General features: G+C 62.3%; 11 protein-coding genes and 2 tRNA genes. 4 read left to right on the top strand and 9 right to left on the bottom strand.

The annotated features are described in order from the left end of the window. Window positions 1-116: 116 nt before the first annotated feature. Window positions 117-1445, bottom strand: a complete 1329-nt coding sequence (gene rimO, locus C8K61_RS08930) for a 30S ribosomal protein S12 methylthiotransferase RimO (protein WP_108095893.1) — start codon at window positions 1443-1445, stop codon at window positions 117-119. A 328-nt stretch (window positions 1446-1773) separates the two neighbouring features. Between rimO and C8K61_RS08925 the strand changes: the two genes are divergently transcribed. After that, a complete protein-coding gene (locus C8K61_RS08925; protein WP_108095892.1) occupies window positions 1774-3657 on the top strand; it encodes a potassium transporter Kup in 1884 nt (627 codons plus the stop codon). Between the two features lie 110 nt (window positions 3658-3767). Here C8K61_RS08925 and C8K61_RS08920 read toward each other — a convergent pair whose 3' ends face one another. From C8K61_RS08920 to C8K61_RS08900, 5 genes are all read right to left on the bottom strand, one after another. After that, window positions 3768-4316: a cytochrome b gene (locus C8K61_RS08920; protein ID WP_108095891.1), complete on the bottom strand. Its 549-nt coding sequence runs from the start codon at window positions 4314-4316 to the stop codon at window positions 3768-3770. A gap of 192 nt (window positions 4317-4508) precedes the next feature. After that, a complete protein-coding gene (locus tag C8K61_RS08915) occupies window positions 4509-5771 on the bottom strand; it encodes a virulence factor family protein (RefSeq protein ID WP_108095890.1) in 1263 nt (420 codons plus the stop codon). After that, the gene (gene mprF, locus C8K61_RS08910; protein ID WP_108095889.1) at window positions 5771-8407 is read right to left on the bottom strand and encodes a bifunctional lysylphosphatidylglycerol flippase/synthetase MprF; all 2637 of its coding nucleotides are present in this window, start codon (window positions 8405-8407) and stop codon (window positions 5771-5773) included. The genes C8K61_RS08915 and mprF overlap by 1 nt, the downstream gene beginning before the upstream one ends. A gap of 334 nt (window positions 8408-8741) precedes the next feature. After that, window positions 8742-8818: transfer RNA gene (locus C8K61_RS08905), tRNA-Met, on the bottom strand. A gap of 130 nt (window positions 8819-8948) precedes the next feature. Then, window positions 8949-9025, bottom strand: a tRNA-Met gene (locus C8K61_RS08900). A 137-nt stretch (window positions 9026-9162) separates the two neighbouring features. On the opposite strand from C8K61_RS08900, the gene dinB reads away from it, so the two are divergent. Further along, on the top strand, window positions 9163-10218 hold the full coding sequence (gene dinB, locus C8K61_RS08895) for a DNA polymerase IV (protein WP_108095888.1): 1056 nt from the start codon (window positions 9163-9165) through the stop codon (window positions 10216-10218). 80 nt (window positions 10219-10298) lie between these two features. On the opposite strand, the gene C8K61_RS08890 is transcribed toward dinB, so the two are convergent. The 3 genes from C8K61_RS08890 to C8K61_RS08880 all read right to left on the bottom strand — a co-directional run bounded on the left by C8K61_RS08890 (window position 10299) and on the right by C8K61_RS08880 (window position 13988). Then, window positions 10299-10709, bottom strand: coding sequence for an META domain-containing protein (locus C8K61_RS08890; RefSeq protein WP_108095887.1), 411 nt, complete (start codon window positions 10707-10709; stop codon window positions 10299-10301). Then, window positions 10709-11146, bottom strand: a complete 438-nt coding sequence (locus tag C8K61_RS08885) for a hypothetical protein (protein ID WP_108095886.1) — start codon at window positions 11144-11146, stop codon at window positions 10709-10711. The genes C8K61_RS08890 and C8K61_RS08885 overlap by 1 nt, the downstream gene beginning before the upstream one ends. A 79-nt stretch (window positions 11147-11225) precedes the next feature. Next, window positions 11226-13988, bottom strand: coding sequence for a response regulator (locus tag C8K61_RS08880; RefSeq protein ID WP_108095885.1), 2763 nt, complete (start codon window positions 13986-13988; stop codon window positions 11226-11228). 190 nt (window positions 13989-14178) lie between these two features. On the opposite strand from C8K61_RS08880, the gene cysM reads away from it, so the two are divergent. Beyond that, window positions 14179-15087: a cysteine synthase CysM gene (cysM, locus tag C8K61_RS08875; RefSeq protein ID WP_108095884.1), complete on the top strand. Its 909-nt coding sequence runs from the start codon at window positions 14179-14181 to the stop codon at window positions 15085-15087. After that, complete coding sequence (rlmD, locus tag C8K61_RS08870) at window positions 15087-16439, top strand: 23S rRNA (uracil(1939)-C(5))-methyltransferase RlmD (RefSeq protein WP_108095883.1); 1353 nt, start codon at window positions 15087-15089, stop codon at window positions 16437-16439. Before cysM ends, rlmD begins: the two co-directional genes overlap by 1 nt. Window positions 16440-16515: the final 76 nt, after the last annotated feature.

Here is a 16515-nt window from a genome sequence, read left to right as displayed (position 1 = left end):
AAGCCCCTCCCACAACAACTCGATCACTGTGGGAGGGGCTTTAGCCGCGAGCTTTTGATTGTTGCTTCGGCCGATACTGAGCCAATCAAAAAGCCCCGCATCAGCGGGGCTTTTTATTACAGCGTTTCGGCCCAGAGATCGTACTCGTCAGCATCTGTAACGCGGCACATCACTTTGTCACCAGGCTTGAGGTCCTGATCGCTGTCGACATACACGCGGCCGTCGATTTCCGGCGCGTCGAAGAAGCTGCGGCCGATGGCGCCTTGTTCGTCGACTTCGTCGATCAGCACTTCGATCTCTTTGTCGATTTTCAGCTGCAGACGGGCGGCGCTGATGGCTTGCTGGTGCTCCATGAAGCGGTCCCAGCGCGATTGCTTGACGTCGTCCGGTACTACGGCGGCGTCCAGCAGGTTGGCGGGGGCGCCTTCCACCGGCGAATACTGGAAGCAACCCACGCGGTCCAGCTGCGCTTCGCTCAGCCAGTCGAGCAGGTACTGGAAGTCTTCTTCGGTTTCGCCAGGGAAGCCGACGATGAAGGTCGAGCGGATGATCAGCTCAGGGCACTGCTCGCGCCATTTCTTGATGCGCGCCAGGGTCTTGTCTTCGAAGGCCGGACGTTTCATCGCCTTGAGGATTTTCGGGCTGGCGTGCTGGAAGGGGATATCCAGGTACGGCAGGATCTTGCCGGCGGCCATCAGCGGAATCACGTCATCTACGTTCGGGTACGGGTACACGTAGTGCAGGCGCACCCACACGCCCAAGGTGCTCAACGCTTCGCAGAGTTCCAGCATGCGGGTTTTCACCGGCTGGCCGTTCCAGAAGTCGGTTTTGTATTTCACGTCGACGCCGTAGGCGCTGGTGTCCTGGGAAATCACCAGCAGCTCTTTGACGCCGGCCTTGACCAGGCGCTCGGCTTCGCTGAGTACGTCGCCCACCGGGCGGCTGACCAGTTTGCCGCGCATGGAGGGGATGATGCAGAAGCTGCAGCTATGATTGCAGCCTTCGGAAATCTTCAGGTAGGCGTAGTGACGCGGGGTCAGCTTGATGCCTTGCGGCGGCACCAGGTCGATCAGCGGGTTGTGGTTTTGCGGCGGTGCCACGGCGTCGTGGACGGCAGTGACGACTTGCTCGTATTGCTGCGGGCCGGTAACGGCCAACACGCTGGGGTGCACATTGCGGATGGCACTTTCTTCCACGCCCATGCAACCGGTGACAATCACCTTGCCGTTCTCGGCAATGGCTTCACCAATCACTTCCAGGGACTCGGCCTTGGCGGTGTCGATAAATCCGCAGGTGTTGACCACCACGACGTCGGCGTCCTGATAGGTCGCCACGACTTCATAGCCTTCCATGCGCAGCTGGGTGAGGATGCGTTCGGAATCGACGAGTGCCTTGGGGCAACCCAGGGATACGAAGCCGACTTTCGGCGTGGCGACGGTGGACATGACTAACCTCAGGCGTTTGGACGGGCGCTTTGGGCGCCTCTGGTCAAAAAGTGCGCAATTCTAGCGGCAGGTCACCCACTTGACCAGCCTCCATCCGGCAGGTGGCGCCTCAGCTATGCTCTGGGCGGGCGTTATAGCCATATCGCTGCTTGAATTGCAGGGGGCAATCTTCGTTTGGTAACCCGTGCACGGCGTTTTACGGCGCGATTTCGCCGGCCTGCGCAGCGTAAACAGGTGCCTTGAGCCCCAGGATTCAGGTATAAAGCCGCCCAGTTTTAGCGCATGCAGGTAGCACATCTGTGTGTGATTTCCTTCAGGAGCTTAGTGCATGTCCAATGCGCATTCTGCGCCCAGGTCCTCGACCATCAGCCTGATGGTCGCTGCCGTCGGCGTGGTGTTCGGTGATATCGGTACCAGCCCGCTGTACACCCTCAAAGAAGTGTTCAACCCGCACTACGGGGTGCAGGCCAACCACGATGGCGTGCTGGGCATTCTGTCGCTGATCTTCTGGTCGCTGTTCTGGGTGGTGTCGCTCAAGTACGTGCTGTTCATGCTGCGTGCCGACAACCAGGGCGAAGGCGGGGTCATGGCCTTGACCGCACTGGCCCGCCGTGCCGCCAATGACTACCCCAAACTGCGCAATGTGCTGGTGCTGCTGGGCCTGTTCGGTGCCGCGCTGTTCTATGGTGACAGCATGATTACCCCGGCGATCTCGGTGCTGTCGGCGGTGGAAGGTCTGGAGTTGGCCTTTGACGGTATCGACCATTGGGTCGTGCCGTTGGCCTTGATCGTGCTGGTGGCGTTGTTCCTGATTCAGAAACACGGCACGAGCCGCATCGGTATTTTCTTCGGGCCGGTGATGCTCACCTGGTTCAGCGCCCTCAGTGCGTTGGGGATTTACGGCATTCTGCAAGCACCGGAAGTGCTTCACGCGCTCAATCCTTATTGGGCGGTTAATTTCTTTATTTCCCACCCCGGCATCGGCATCACCATTCTCGGTGCTGTGGTGTTGTCGCTGACCGGCGCTGAAGCGCTGTACGCCGACATGGGCCATTTCGGTCGCAAGCCGATTGCTCGCGCCTGGTTCTTCCTGGTGCTGCCGGGCCTGGCTCTGAACTACTTCGGCCAGGGCGCGCTGCTGCTGCAAAACCCGGAAGCTGCGCGTAACCCCTTCTACCTGCTGGCGCCAAGCTGGGCGCTGGTGCCGATGATCCTGCTGTCGACCTTCGCCACCATCATTGCCTCGCAGGCGGTGATCTCTGGTGCGTTCTCCCTGACCCGCCAGGCTATTCAGCTGGGTTATGTGCCACGCATGTTCATTCAGCACACCTCCAGCCATGAGCAAGGGCAGATCTACATCGGCGCGGTGAACTGGACGTTGATGGTCGGTGTGGTGCTGCTGGTGCTCGGCTTCGAGTCTTCCAGCGCCCTGGCTGCGGCCTATGGCGTGGCGGTGACCGGCACCATGCTGATCGACACCTTGCTGGCTTCTGCCGTGGTGCTGCTGCTGTGGCGTTGGTCGCCCTGGGCGTCGGTGCCGATGCTGCTGGCGTTTTTGCTGGTGGATAGCCTGTTCTTCGCTGCCAACCTGCCCAAGGTTCTTCAGGGCGGTGCGTTTCCGGTCATCATCGGGACTGCGCTGTTCATTCTGATGACAACCTGGAAGCGCGGCCGCCAACTGCTGGTGGACCGCCTCGACGAAAGCGCCATTCCGCTGCCGCTGTTTATCAGCAGTATCCGCGTGCAGCCGCCGCATCGGGTGCAAGGTACCGCGGTGTTCCTCACTGCCCGCGCCGACGCCGTGCCCCACGCGCTGTTGCACAATCTGCTGCACAACCAGGTGCTGCACGAGACCGTGGTGCTGCTAACGGTAATGAACGAAGACGAGCCGCGGGTGCCGAACGAGCGCCGTTTCGAGGTCGACTCCTTTGGCGAAGGCTTCTACCGCGTGGTGCTGCACTTCGGCTTTATGGACGAGACCGACGTGCCAGCAGCGTTGGGCCTGTGCCACCTGGATGGCCTGGACTTCAGCCCGATGCGCACCACCTACTTCCTCAGCCGGGAGACCATCATCTCCACCAAGTTGGTGGGCATGGCGCGTTGGCGGGAAATGCTGTTCGCCTTCTTGCTCAAGAATGCCAACGGCAATTTGCGGTTCTTCAACCTGCCGCTTAATCGGGTGATTGAGCTGGGTACCCAGGTCGAGATTTGATGGAGAGGCGTAGGTTGGGTTGAGCATAGCGAAGCCCAACTGTCCTCGGCACCGCGAATGTTGGGCTTCCTTCGTCAACCCAACCTACGCCTTCTCTGAACCCCGATGGATTAACCCCGGCGCGGCAACATGCGCAGCAGGGTGTTATCGCGAATCACATAGTGATGCGCCAACCCTGCCACGGCATGCAGGCCGATCAGCCAATAGCCCACTGAGCCGCCGAGCTCATGCCATTCCTTGATCTGCTTGGCCAGGTCAGGGTTCTTGCCGATCAAATGGGGCAACTCCAGGCCGAAGAACGGCACCGGTTTATCGGCGGCGCTCAGAATCAGCCAGCCGGCGAGCGGCAGACCCATCATCAGTAAATAGAGCGCCAGGTGCATCAGCTTGGCCGGCAGCATTTGCCAGGCCGGTGGTGCCGGTTCGATGCGCGGTGTCGGGCTGATCACCCGCAGCGCAATGCGCAACCACACCAAAGCAAACACGCTGAGGCCAAGCATGAAGTGGAACTGCTTCATCAGGTCGCGTTCGGGGCTGTCTTTGGGAAAGTAGCCGCGCAATTCGATGCAGGCGTATACCGCTGCCAGCAGGATCACCATCAGCCAATGCAGGGTGATGCTGGCGGAGCCATAACGGAACTCGCTGTTTTTCCAACTCATCAGGTCTTCCTTCTTCTGCCACAGGCCCGCTCTTTTGGCGGGTTCGAAGAAGACCTTAGCATTTGACGTCCACCGTCGTCCCAGCGAAGGCTGGGACCCAGAGTGTTGGATAAGTCGAGGTTGGAGGATCGATCCGAAATGCTGGATCCCAGCCTTCGCTGGGATGACGGTGATGGGGTGAGGACGTTCGGTTTACGGCTCCGGCCGCTTCTCGATGTCTTTGATCAAGCGCACAGCCAGCGCCGGGTAGTCTTCGTCAAAGTGATGGCCGCCCGGTAATTCAAGCTTCTCACCGACTGTGGTGGCTTCGGTGCAGCCGCTTTCGGCCAGTTCATCCTTGCCGTACACGCACAGCACCTTGGCCGCTGGCAGGCGCGCCACTTCCGGGCCGGTGGCGGCTTCTTTGCCGGCGGTGCCGAGCCAGCCCTGCACTTCGATTTCAAAGCTACCGCTGCGCGCCAGGGCGATCAGCTGGATGCCGCGCACCTGTTGCTGTTCGGCGGCCGGCAAGCGGTTGTAGATGGCGGGCAACACGTCGGCGCCAAACGAGTAACCGATCAGCACAAAGTTCTTCGCGCCCCATTTGTCGCGGTACAGCTTCATCAGCTTGGCCAGATCGACCGCGCTCTGTTCCGGGCTCTTGTGCTGCCAGTAGTAGCGCAGGGCGTCGATGCCGACCACCGGGTAGTTACGTTTGGCCATTTCTTCGGCCACATCGCGGTCCAGGTCGCGCCAGCCGCCGTCGCCGGAGTAGAACAGGCTGACGGTGTCGGAGGCGGTGTCAGGGTCCGGCGCCGGCACTTCGACCACTGGCATGGCGTCGCTTTCACCTTGCAGCAGGTTGCGCAGTTCTTTCTCCAGTACCTGCGGCAGGGAGGTGTCGTAGTCGCTGATGCTGGTCACGCCATTGCTTTGCTCGCGGGCAAAGGCGGCGCTGGGGTCATCAGGGTTGTCGTTCCAGGCGGCTACCCAATGGCCGTGGGGCGCTTTGGCCGGCTGCGGGCAATCGGGTTTCTCGATGGAAAAGTCCACCGACAGGGCCTTGGCCTGGTCGTTGCTCTGCCCGGCCAACCAGTTCCACGCCAGGGTGGCGCCCGGGCCGATACCGGCCACCAGGGTCGCCGGACCGGCGAGGTGACTGAGGCTTTCCTGCAGGCGCTGTTGCTGCACGCTGCAGTCTTTGCCGTCGAGGATGAACTGCACCAGTTGCGCGCTGTTGTCGCGGCTCAAGGTCAGCAGTTGAGCGTCGCTGAGCAGCATGTCCGGCGGTACGCCGATGGCCACCTGGGCCTTGGCTGCGCTGCCCGGTTTGACCAGGGTCAGGGCGCTGCCGTCGGCCAGTTGCAGGTGGGCGGTGCTGGGCAGGCCGCTGCGCATTTTCCACCACAGGCCGCCGGCCACCAGAACCAGCACAATCAATGCGGCCAGCAGCGGCCGCCAGAAGCGTCGAATCATCAGCGTTTCACCAATCCTGTCAGGCCGCCGGCAATCAGGGCGGCGGTGTCGGCCAGGGCTACCAGCGGGTCGAGCCCGGCAGGCACGGCCATGTAGCGCGGTTCCCAGTCGGGCTGGAACTTGTCTTTGAAGCGGCGCAGGCCCTGGAAGTTGTACAGCTGTTCGCCACGGCGGAACACCATCGCCCCCAGGCGCTGAGTCAATGGCGCGCCGCGCCGCGGTTGCAGGCCGGACAACGGCACCATACCGAGGCTGAAGCGGCTGTAGCCAGCCTGCTTGTAATGCAGAATCAGGCCGAGCATGAGGAACTCCATGGTCAGCTTCGGTGCATCCGGGTGAGCGCGCATCAGGTCGAGGCTGGCCAGTTCGGTGCTTTGGGTTTCCAGCAGGTTGGCAAACGCTACCGCGCGGCCCTCGAAGCGAATCACCGCAATGCGGAAATGGCGTAGGTACTGCGGGGTGAAACGGCCGAGGGAGAAGCCTTTCTCGCGCACGTTCTTGCCTTCGACCCAGGCCGCGGAGATGGCTTGCAACTCGTCCATCGGCGCCGCCCCGGCCTCGAAGATTTCCAGGGCCAGCCCATCCCGCCCACCACGGTTCCAGGTGTAGCGCAGGTCTTTCATTTCCTTGCCTTTGGCTTCCAGGTCGAACGCCTGCAGGTCGACCCGCGCCTCTTCACCGAGCTTCAGTGCGGTAAGGCCGATATCCATATAGAAGGGCAGGTTCTCCGCACGCACCTGGTAGAACACCGGGCGCGCGTGGTGCAGGTCGCAGAGGTCGCGGAACTGCCAGATCAGCTCAGCACGTTGTTGCGCCGGGCCGATGGGGTCGTACAGGGCGATCATGCTGCGGCCGCGGCGGGCGTACATCAGAAACGCGTCGTCACCTTGGTGGAACAGCAGGGCTTTGTCGCCGGTCAGGGCCAGGCCGCCATCGGGCTGGTCGGAGGCGCGCAGGATGCGCGCGGCGGTATCCAGTTCGGCGTCATCCGGCAGGCGAATTTCCGGTGGCTCGGTGCGTAGCAGCCAGGTCAGCACCACGATCACCAGCAGCAGGGCGCTGCCCAGGGCTGAACGCAGGGCGCGCGGGGCGCCGGCATCCAGCGCGAATTGCCACCACAGTTGGTGCTCGTAAGGCACGTCCTGGTAGGCGAAAAACATCAGCCAGATCGAGGCGCCCAGCACACACAGTGCGGCCACCAGGTATACCCAGGAAAACGGCAGTTCGAGCAAACGGCTGGGGCGGTAGAACGAGCGGCGAAACACGGCGAGCATGCTGGCGGTGAGGGTCAGCAGGCTGGCTTCTTCCCAGTCGAAGCCCTTCATCAACGACAGCAGGGCGCCGACCAGCAGCAGCACCATGGTCAGCACCCAGGCGGCCGACAGACGCCGGCGCAGGCCTTGGGCGAGTAGCAGGCAGAGCACGCCGATCAGGCTGGCGCCAAGGTGCGAGGCGTCGATCAGGCGGTGCGGGATAAGGAAGCCGAGGTCGTCGATGCGCGAATCGATGGCCGGAGTGGCGCCAGAAAACAGCAGCACCATGCCGGAGATAAACACCAGCAGGGCCAGCACCGGAGCAGCCAGGCCGGACGCGACGCGCACGGCTTGGTGTTTGACGATCAAGCGGTAGGCCTCGTTGCACAGCAACAGCAGGCAGGCCACCAGCAACGGCAATACCACGTAGATCAGGCGATACAGCAGCAACGCGGCGGCCAAGGGGGCGCTGCCCAGTTGGTCAGCGAAGGCCGCCAGCAGTACCGCCTCGAACACCCCGACACCGCCGGGCACATGGCTGAGTACGCCAGCCGCCAGGGCCAGCAGGTACACCAGCAGGAACGCGCCAAAGGGCGGCGCTTCCGGCAGCAGCAGATACAGCACGGTGGCGGCAGCGGCCACATCGAGTGCGGTGATCACCAGCTGCAACGCCGCCAGGCGCAGGCCAGGAACCCGCAGGGTGCGACGGCCGAGCTGAATCAGCAGGTTGTCCGCCATCGGTTGTTCCGGCAGACGACGTTTGCTGATGGCCACCAGCAGCGCGCCGCAGCCGAGCAGAATGGCCACGGCAATTGCTGCCAACACGCTGGCCGGCAAATGCAGGGCGGTGGCAGCAGCAGGCAGATCGCTGAGCGTGGCCAGGGCCGCCAGAATTGGCAGGGCGCAACCCAGCGACAGGCTGGCGAACAGGGTCATCCGAGCTACTTCGCCAGGACCCAGGCCGTGGCGTGCATACAGGCGATAACGCACCGAGCCGCCGGAGAGCATCGACAGGCCAACGGCGTTGCCAATCGCAAAGGCATTGAAACCGCCGAAGGCCAGCGCCGGCAATGGCAGCTTCACATCGGCGAAACGGCTAGCCGACCATTCGTAGCCCAGCAGAATGATGAAACCGACCACGGTGGCGGCCAAGGCGCCGAGCAGGGCGCCGGTGGGTACGCTGAGCACCGACTCACGCAGGGAGTCTGGGTCGAGGTCATTGACCAGATGGCGGCAGGCGATCAGGGCAATGGTGAACAGCAATAGGGTCACGGCCAGGCCGATCGGCTGGCGGTAGGTGCTCAGGCGTTCCATCCACTGCAGGCGCGACGGGTGTACGTCGGAGGCGGGTGGGTGTTGGGCGTCTGGAGGGTTAGCGCGCATTCAGCACCTCTGAAGCAGCCGGAGTCGGTGCAGGGCGAGCGAGAACAAATGGGGTAGCGCAAGTAGGTCGCGAAGCGTGATGCGGTCCTGGGTAAAGCATGCATGACTCCCTATGGCGAACGAGCCCGGCAATGATCAGCTGCGTTGGCGCGCGGAGCAACCGGTTTGCACTTCCAGATGGTGCTTCATTAGTAGTGGTTCAAGGCTGGCTTGTGGTCAAGCCGAGCGCACGGCCTCTTCTATATATAGGTGGGCCGCGGAGGAGGGGGCGGGAACAGGTTCCAAACGCCAGAAACACAAAAGGCCACTTGTTTCCAAGTGGCCTTTAAATGTTTGGTTGCGGGAGCCGGATTTGAACCGACGACCTTCGGGTTATGAGCCCGACGAGCTACCAGACTGCTCCATCCCGCGCCGGCAATTCTACAGTCCGAGGCTTTTGTGTCAACCGCTAATTTCGTTTTTTATCAAAGAGTTATGCGCGTGCAAAAATCGCAGGCAACAAAAAAGGGCCACTTACTGAGTAAGTGGCCCTTTATATGTCTGGTTGCGGGAGCCGGATTTGAACCGACGACCTTCGGGTTATGAGCCCGACGAGCTACCAGACTGCTCCATCCCGCGCCGCACATTCTACAGTCGAACTCTTGCCTGTCAACCTTTAATCCTGAAAAACTGTTGTTTGTTCAGATGCTTAGCGTCACCCCGATGCTACACTGCGGCCTGCCAGCCCATGCCAGACGGGGCTTACCGGACTTTTTGTGCGCAAGATTATTCATGTGGATTGTGACTGTTTTTACGCCGCTATCGAGATGCGTGATGATCCGCGCCTGGCCAACCGACCGATTGCCGTGGGCGGTTCGGCAGATCGACGTGGCGTAATCGCTACCTGCAACTACGAAGCCCGGGCCTACGGCGTGCGTTCGGCGATGTCCTCGCGCCACGCCCTCAAGCTGTGCCCGGACTTGCTGATCCTGCGTCCGCGCATGGAGGTCTATAAAGAGGTGTCCCGCGAGATCCAGGGGATCTTCCGCGAATACACTGACCTGATCGAACCGTTGTCGCTGGACGAGGCCTATCTGGACGTTTCCGACTGCCCGCATTTTTCCGGCAGCGCCACGCGCATTGCCCAGGATATTCGTCGGCGAGTATCGACCCAGGTGCACATCACCGTGTCGGCCGGGGTGGCGCCGAACAAGTTTCTGGCCAAGATCGCCAGCGACTGGCGAAAACCCAACGGGTTGTTTGTGATCACCCCCGACGAGGTGGAAGGTTTTGTCTCGGTGCTGCCAGTGAGCAAGCTGCACGGCGTCGGCAAGGTTACCGCCGACAAGCTGCTGCGCCTGGGCATCGAAACCTGCGCGCAACTGCGTGAGTGGAGCAAGGTGGAGCTGGCGCGCGAATTCGGCAGTTTTGGCGAGCGCCTGTGGAACCTGGCGCGCGGTATTGATGAGCGTGCGGTGCAGATCGACCATCGGCGGCAGACCATCAGTGTCGAAACCACCTACGACAAAGACCTGCCGGATCTCGAGGCCTGCCTGGAGCGTCTGCCGGGGCTACTGGAAGAACTGGATCGGCGCATGCAGCGCCTGGATGCCAGCTACCGGCCGGACAAACCGCTGGTGAAGTTGAAATTCCACGACTTCACCCAGACCACCCTCGAACAGGCCGGCGCCGGCCGTGACCTGGACAGCTACCGCAAATTGCTCAGCAGCGCCTTCGAGCGCGGCGGCAAACCGGTGCGCTTGATCGGGGTGGGGGTGCGCTTGATTGATTTACGTCGGGTGAGTGAACAGCTGGAGTTGTTCACAAGCTAGCGCTTTTGTGGGAGGGGCTTTAGCCGCGAGCTTTTAAAATCAACAGCTCGCGGTTAAGCCCCTCTCATAGTGATCGCGAGTTACTGGTATTGCGCCGGCCACAGCCGAATAGGCTTGCCTTCCGCTGGCCATAACTGCAACTGGTCAATCGTGGAAATATCCCAGCGCTGCACCTTGCTCAGCGCATCGAGGAACCGTTGTTCCTGTTCCATCAATGCCGGGGCGCACATTTTTCGCGTGCTGCCAGCCTGGCTGAAGCTGATCTGCTGGTCTTTCAGGCTGTAGCTGGCGAACCAGTGGTTGCAACCCGCGCTACCGAAGGCGCGGCCGTCGGCGCCGAGGGTGAGAGTCAGGTGGCTGTTGTCGATCAGCGGGCGTTCGCCGATCCACTCCACTTGGTAGGCGCTGTCCTGTTCCAGTTGTGGTGCTTCGCTGGCACAGCCTGCCATCAGGCCGGTGGCGAGCACGCCGAGGGCGAGGTTTGCTTTCATCAGCTGTCCTTGGTTTGGCATGCCGGGCAGAGGTGACGACCATCGCGGTTCTGCCAGAGCAGCTCGGTGATACGGGCTTCGGCGGCAGGCGCATGGGCCTTTTTGCCGAGGGTGGCGTCGACGGCGAATTCGAAATCCAGCTGCTTGTCACAGCCGTCGCACTTCACTTGCCAGTTGAGGATAGACAACTCGGTGAACACCGGGCCTTGCGCCACCGCCACCCACTGGCCGGTCGGGTTGATCAGGTGGCGAACCTTGTCGACGTTCAGGCGCATGCTCAAATCGCGGCTGCCTTTGAGGGTCACCAGCAGCACGTCGCCGCTTTTCACTGAGCCGCCATTGCCGGTGACCTGATAACGGCCCGGCACCAGGGCGCGGCATTCGATCAGGGTGTGTTCTGGGTTGAGCAGGTTGTAGCGAAAGTCGTGTTCGGCCATGGCGCAGGTTCAATTCGGTAAGAAAAACGAGGCCGGCATCTTAGCATGGGCGCTGCTGCCGGCCGGCCGTCGATCGGCTTCAGGCACTCAGCCTGGCGGTGTCGGCCAGGCGCACCATGGCCGCATCCAGTTCATCCAGGGCCTCGCGGTAGGCCGGGTCGCCTTGCTTGAGCAGGGTCTCGGTGCGCTGGCACACCGCGCGCAATTGCGGCACGCCGCAGTAACGGGTGGCGCCATGCAGGCGGTGCACACGCTCGATCAGGGCGGCGCGGTCGTCGTTGTCGCGAGCCTGGCGGATGGTATCGCGGTCGCCATCCAGGGAGGCCAGCAGCATGCTCAGCATGTCGGCGGCGAGGTCGGCTTTGCCGGCGGCCAGACGCAAGCCTTCTTCTTCATCCAGTACTTTGTGAGTGGGCACCGGTGCCGGCTGCGGCGCTTCGGCTGGGCGGTCGGCGCCCTGGTTGCGCAGGCCCAGGCCGGTCCATTTCAGCACCACCTGAGACAGCTGCCGCTCGCTGATCGGTTTGGTCAAATAGTCGTCCATGCCGCCTTGCAGCAGGGCACGTTTTTCATTGGCCAGGGCGTGGGCGGTGAGGGCGATGATTGGCGTCGGCACTGCTTCCTGCTCGGCTTCCCAGTGGCGGATCGCCTCGGTGGCCTGGCGACCATCCATGCCGGGCATCTGCACGTCCATAAAAATCAGGTCGAAGGTCTTGTGCTTGACGATCTCCACCGCGGCAAAGCCGCTGTCCACCGCCGTTACCTCGGCGCCCATGTCGCTGAGCAGGGTGTGCACCAGCTTGAGGTTGGCCGGATTGTCGTCGACACACAAAATCTTCGGCGGCCGACTGCTCTGCGCTTGCGGAACCGTTTCGGCCGGCTGATGGCGCGGGCCAAGCAGTTCGATCAGGGCGCGCTGGACCTTGCGCGTGCAGGCCGGTTTGGCTTGCAGTTGGCTGTGGGCGTCCGGCAGCGACTCGTGGTACAGCGCCTGCTCGGTGGTCGGGCAGAGCACCAGGCTTTTACAACCGATGCGCTCCAAGTCCCACACCCTCTGGCTGAGATGCTCGGGCGGCAGGTCATGAAAGGTGACGCCGAGCACCGCCAGGCTGATGGGCTTGTCAGTGTGTTGCTGGGCGCTGACGGCGCCGAGCAAGCTGTCGAGCGTCTGGTGGTGCACGACCAACAAGCCGCAATCTTCCAGTTGATGCTGGAGGGCTTGGCGGGCGAGCGCGTGTGGTTCCACCACGGCCACGGTGCGCCCCAACAGCGGCGCTTGCGGCTGGTCTTCGGCATCTTCGCGGGCCTTGGGCAGGCTGAGACTGACCCAAAATTCCGAGCCTTCACCTGGTGTACTGGCCACGCCAATTTCGCCGCCCATCTGCTCGATCAGCCGCTTGGAAATCACCAGGCCCAGCCCGGTGCCGCCGGCTTGGCGCGACAGCGAGTTGTCGGCCTGAGTAAAGGCCTGGAACAACGCGCGCAAGTCTTCATCGGACAAACCAATGCCCGAGTCCTGCACGCTGATGCGCAGTTGCGCGCGCTCGCCGTTGTCTTCCTCGACCATGGCGCGAATGGCGATGGTGCCTTCGTGGGTGAACTTGATCGCGTTGCTCACCAGGTTGGTCAGCACCTGTTTCAGGCGTTGCGGGTCGCCGATCAGCGACAGCGGCGTGTCGCGGTACACCAGGCTGACCAGCTCCAACTGCTTGGCATGGGCGGTAGGGGCGAGGATGGTGAGGGCGTCCTGCAGCACATCGCGCAGGTTGAACGGAATGTTTTCCAGCACCAGCTTGCCGGCCTCGATTTTCGAGAAGTCGAGAATCTCGTTGATGATGCCCAGCAGGCTGTCGGCGGATTTTTCGATGGTGCCCAGGTAGTCCTGCTGGCGCGGGGTCAGCTCGCTTTTTTGCAGTAGGTTAGTGAAGCCGAGAATGCCGTTCAGTGGCGTGCGGATTTCATGGCTCATGTTGGCCAGAAATTCCGACTTGATGCGGCTGGCCTCCAGGGCCTCCTTGCGCGCGAAGTCCAGCTCGATGTTCTGGATCTCGATGGTTTCCAGGTTCTGGCGCACGTCTTCGGTGGCCTGGTCGATGCTGTGTTGCAATTCTTCCTGGGCGTTCTGCAGGGTTTCAGCCATGCGGTTGATGCCGGAGGCCAGCTCATCCATCTCGTGACTGCCCAGCGGCGGCAGGCGGGTTTCCAGGCGGCCTTCCTTTAATAGCGCCACGCCTTGCTTGATTCGCCGTAATGGGTCGTTGATCGAACGGCTCATCTGCACCGCCAGCAGCGCAGTCACGCCCAGGCCAGTGATGATCAACAGCAGGCTGGCGAACAGGCTGCGGTAGCCGCGCAGCAAGGTGCCGTGGTGGGAAAGCTCCAGCTCGACCCAGCCGAGCAGACGGTCCGGGTCATCGGCAACCGGGTCGCCGGACAGGCTGCGGTGGCGGCCGAATACGGGTAATAGGAAACGGGTGGCGTCGTTGCCACTACGCAGTAGCAACAGGCGGTTATCGCCGTCGGGCTCGGCATTGAGCATGCTCGGGCCGGCATTGGCCAGTCGCGAATGGTCGCCGGCGAGGAAGTGCACCGAGCGTACGTCCGGCTGCTCCAGGGCCTCGTTGGCAATTCGTTCGAGCAGTGCCGCATCGCTGCGGGCGAGGGCGGGCGCGGCAATGGGCGCCAGTTGTTCAATGGTCATCTGCCCGCGTTGCAGCAATTGCTCCTGCAAATCTGACAGCTGCATCCAGGTGAAATAGCCGCCTAGCACCAACGCCAACAAACTGGTGGGAAGCAGTGTGAGCAGCAGCACGCGGCCCTTGATGCTGAGATCCTTGAACACATCACCCTCGCTAAAAAACTGGCTCCAAGCCCGTCCCGCAGTGTAGCGCCTGGGGTTGGCTGAACAAACCTCCGGATTCGCCAGTCGCTTTTGCCTGGGCCGTTTACGCTGCCAGGTCGACGATCAGGAGGTTGTTCCCCAGTTTTCTCGTTATCATGTCGCCCCGCTTGATCGGATCGGACCGTTCTTCATGACTACACCTGTTACCTACCCAACTATCGCTGACACCGTCGGCAATACCCCCCTGGTGCGCCTGCAGCGCTTGCCGGGCAACACCAGCAATACACTGCTGGTGAAGTTGGAAGGCAATAACCCGGCGGGTTCGGTGAAAGACCGTCCGGCCCTGTCGATGATTACCCGCGCCGAACTCAGTGGCGCGGTGAAACCTGGCGACACCCTGATCGAAGCCACCTCCGGCAATACCGGCATTGCCCTGGCGATGGTCGCGGCGATCAAGGGCTACCGCATGATCCTGATCATGCCGGACAACATGAGCGCCGAACGCAAGGCTGCCATGACTGCCTATGGCGCCGAGCTGATCATCGTCAGTAAAGAAGAAGGCATGGAAGGCGCCCGCGACCTGGCTGAGCGCATGCAAGCCGAAGGCAAGGGCATTGTCCTCGACCAGTTCGCCAACGGCGACAACCCGATTGCCCACTACCACGGTACCGGCCCGGAAATCTGGCGCCAGACCCAGGGCACCATTACCCATTTCGTCAGCTCCATGGGCACCACGGGCACCATCATGGGCACGTCGCGGTACCTCAAGGAGCAGAACCCGGCCATTGAGATCGTCGGCCTGCAGCCGATGGAAGGCTCGGCCATTCCCGGCATCCGCCGCTGGCCGCAGGAATACCTGCCGAAGATCTACCAAGCTGAACGCGTCGACCGCATCGTCGATATGCTCCAGCGCGAAGCCGAAGACACCATGCGCCGTCTGGCCCGTGAAGAAGGCATCTTCTGTGGCGTGTCCTCCGGCGGTGCGGTGGCGGCGGCCTTGCGCCTGTCGCAGGAAGTGGAGAACGCCACCATCGTTTCGATCATCTGCGACCGTGGTGACCGTTACCTGTCCACCGGCGTTTACGATGACCCTCTCTAATGGCTAAGAAACCCGTTGGGCTGCGCTTTCAACCCAGCGGCGGCACCCGTGCGGTACAGATTCCGGTCGGCAAAAAACAGCGCCTGACGATCGAGCGCCTGGCCAACGACGGCCGTGGTATCAGTTTTTTCGAAAACCGCACCTGGTTTGTGGCCGGCGCGTTGCCGGGCGAGCAGGTGGAAGCACGGGTGCTCGGCGCCCGCAGCCAGATTGTCGACGCCCGCGCCGAACGCATTCTGGTCGCCGCCCCCTCGCGGCGTCCGGCGCCCTGCCAGCATGCCGCGGCGTGTGGTGGTTGCAGCCTGCAACACCTGCCCCATGAGCAACAGCTGCTGCTCAAGCAGCAACAGTTGAACGACCAGCTCAGCCGTATCGCCTCGGTGCAACCAGACGAATGGGCGCCACCTTTGGTCGGCCCGGAATTTGGTTACCGCCGCCGCGCGCGCATCGCCGTGCGTTGGGACGCCAAGGCCAAGCGCCTGGACGTAGGTTTCCGTGCCGCCGCCAGCCAGGACATCGTTGCCATCAGCGAATGCCTGGTGCTGGTACAGCCCTTGCAGTCGATCCTGCAGGCGTTGCCCGAGGCTCTTCGGCGTTTGTCCAAGCCCCAGGCGTTGGGCCATGTGGAATTGTTCAACGGTACGGCCAGCGCCGTTTTGGTGCGCCATACCGCGCCCTTGCCGGACGCCGACGTGGCGCTGCTGCAGGCCTTCTGTATCGAGCATCAGGCGCAGCTGTGGCTACACGGCAGTGACGAACCGCAACCTTTTGAAACCACCCAGGCACTCGGCTACCGGTTGCCGCAGTGGGATTTGCAGCTAGCCTATCGCCCCGGTGATTTTGTCCAGGTCAACGCGCCGGTAAACGAAGCGATGATCGCCCAGGCGCTAGACTGGTTGGCACCACAGCCCAATGAGCGGGTGCTGGATCTGTTCTGCGGCTTGGGCAACTTCAGCCTGCCACTGGCGCGCCAGTTGCAGGAAGTGGTGGCGGTGGAAGGGGTGCAGGTGATGGTCGATCGGGCTGCCGAGAACGCCGCAGCCAATGGTCTGGGCAACGTGCACTTTTTCCAGGCCGACTTGTCGAACTCGCTGGCCAAGGCCCCCTGGGCCGCACAAGGTTTTTCCGCTGTACTGCTGGACCCCCCGCGTGACGGCGCTTTGCAGGCTGTTGAGGGGTTGGCAAAACTGGGTGCCAAGCGCGTGCTGTACGTGTCTTGCAACCCGGCCACACTGGCCCGTGACACGGCGGTATTGGCGCAACAGGGTTACCGGCTAAAACGTGCCGCAATCCTCGACATGTTTCCTCAGACGGCGCATGTCGAGGCGATGGCGTTATTTGTGGCGGACTAGGATGTTCGCGTAACCGACTGACCCGCAGAGGTCAGCGATATTCGGCGTGTGGACTGCGCGTCGTAGGGAAGGTAAA

This window comes from Pseudomonas sp. GV071 (assembly GCF_003050835.1).
Classification (GTDB): domain Bacteria; phylum Pseudomonadota; class Gammaproteobacteria; order Pseudomonadales; family Pseudomonadaceae; genus Aquipseudomonas.
Note: the sequence above shows the minus strand (reverse complement) of the source record. Positions and strands in the feature narration are given on the sequence as shown.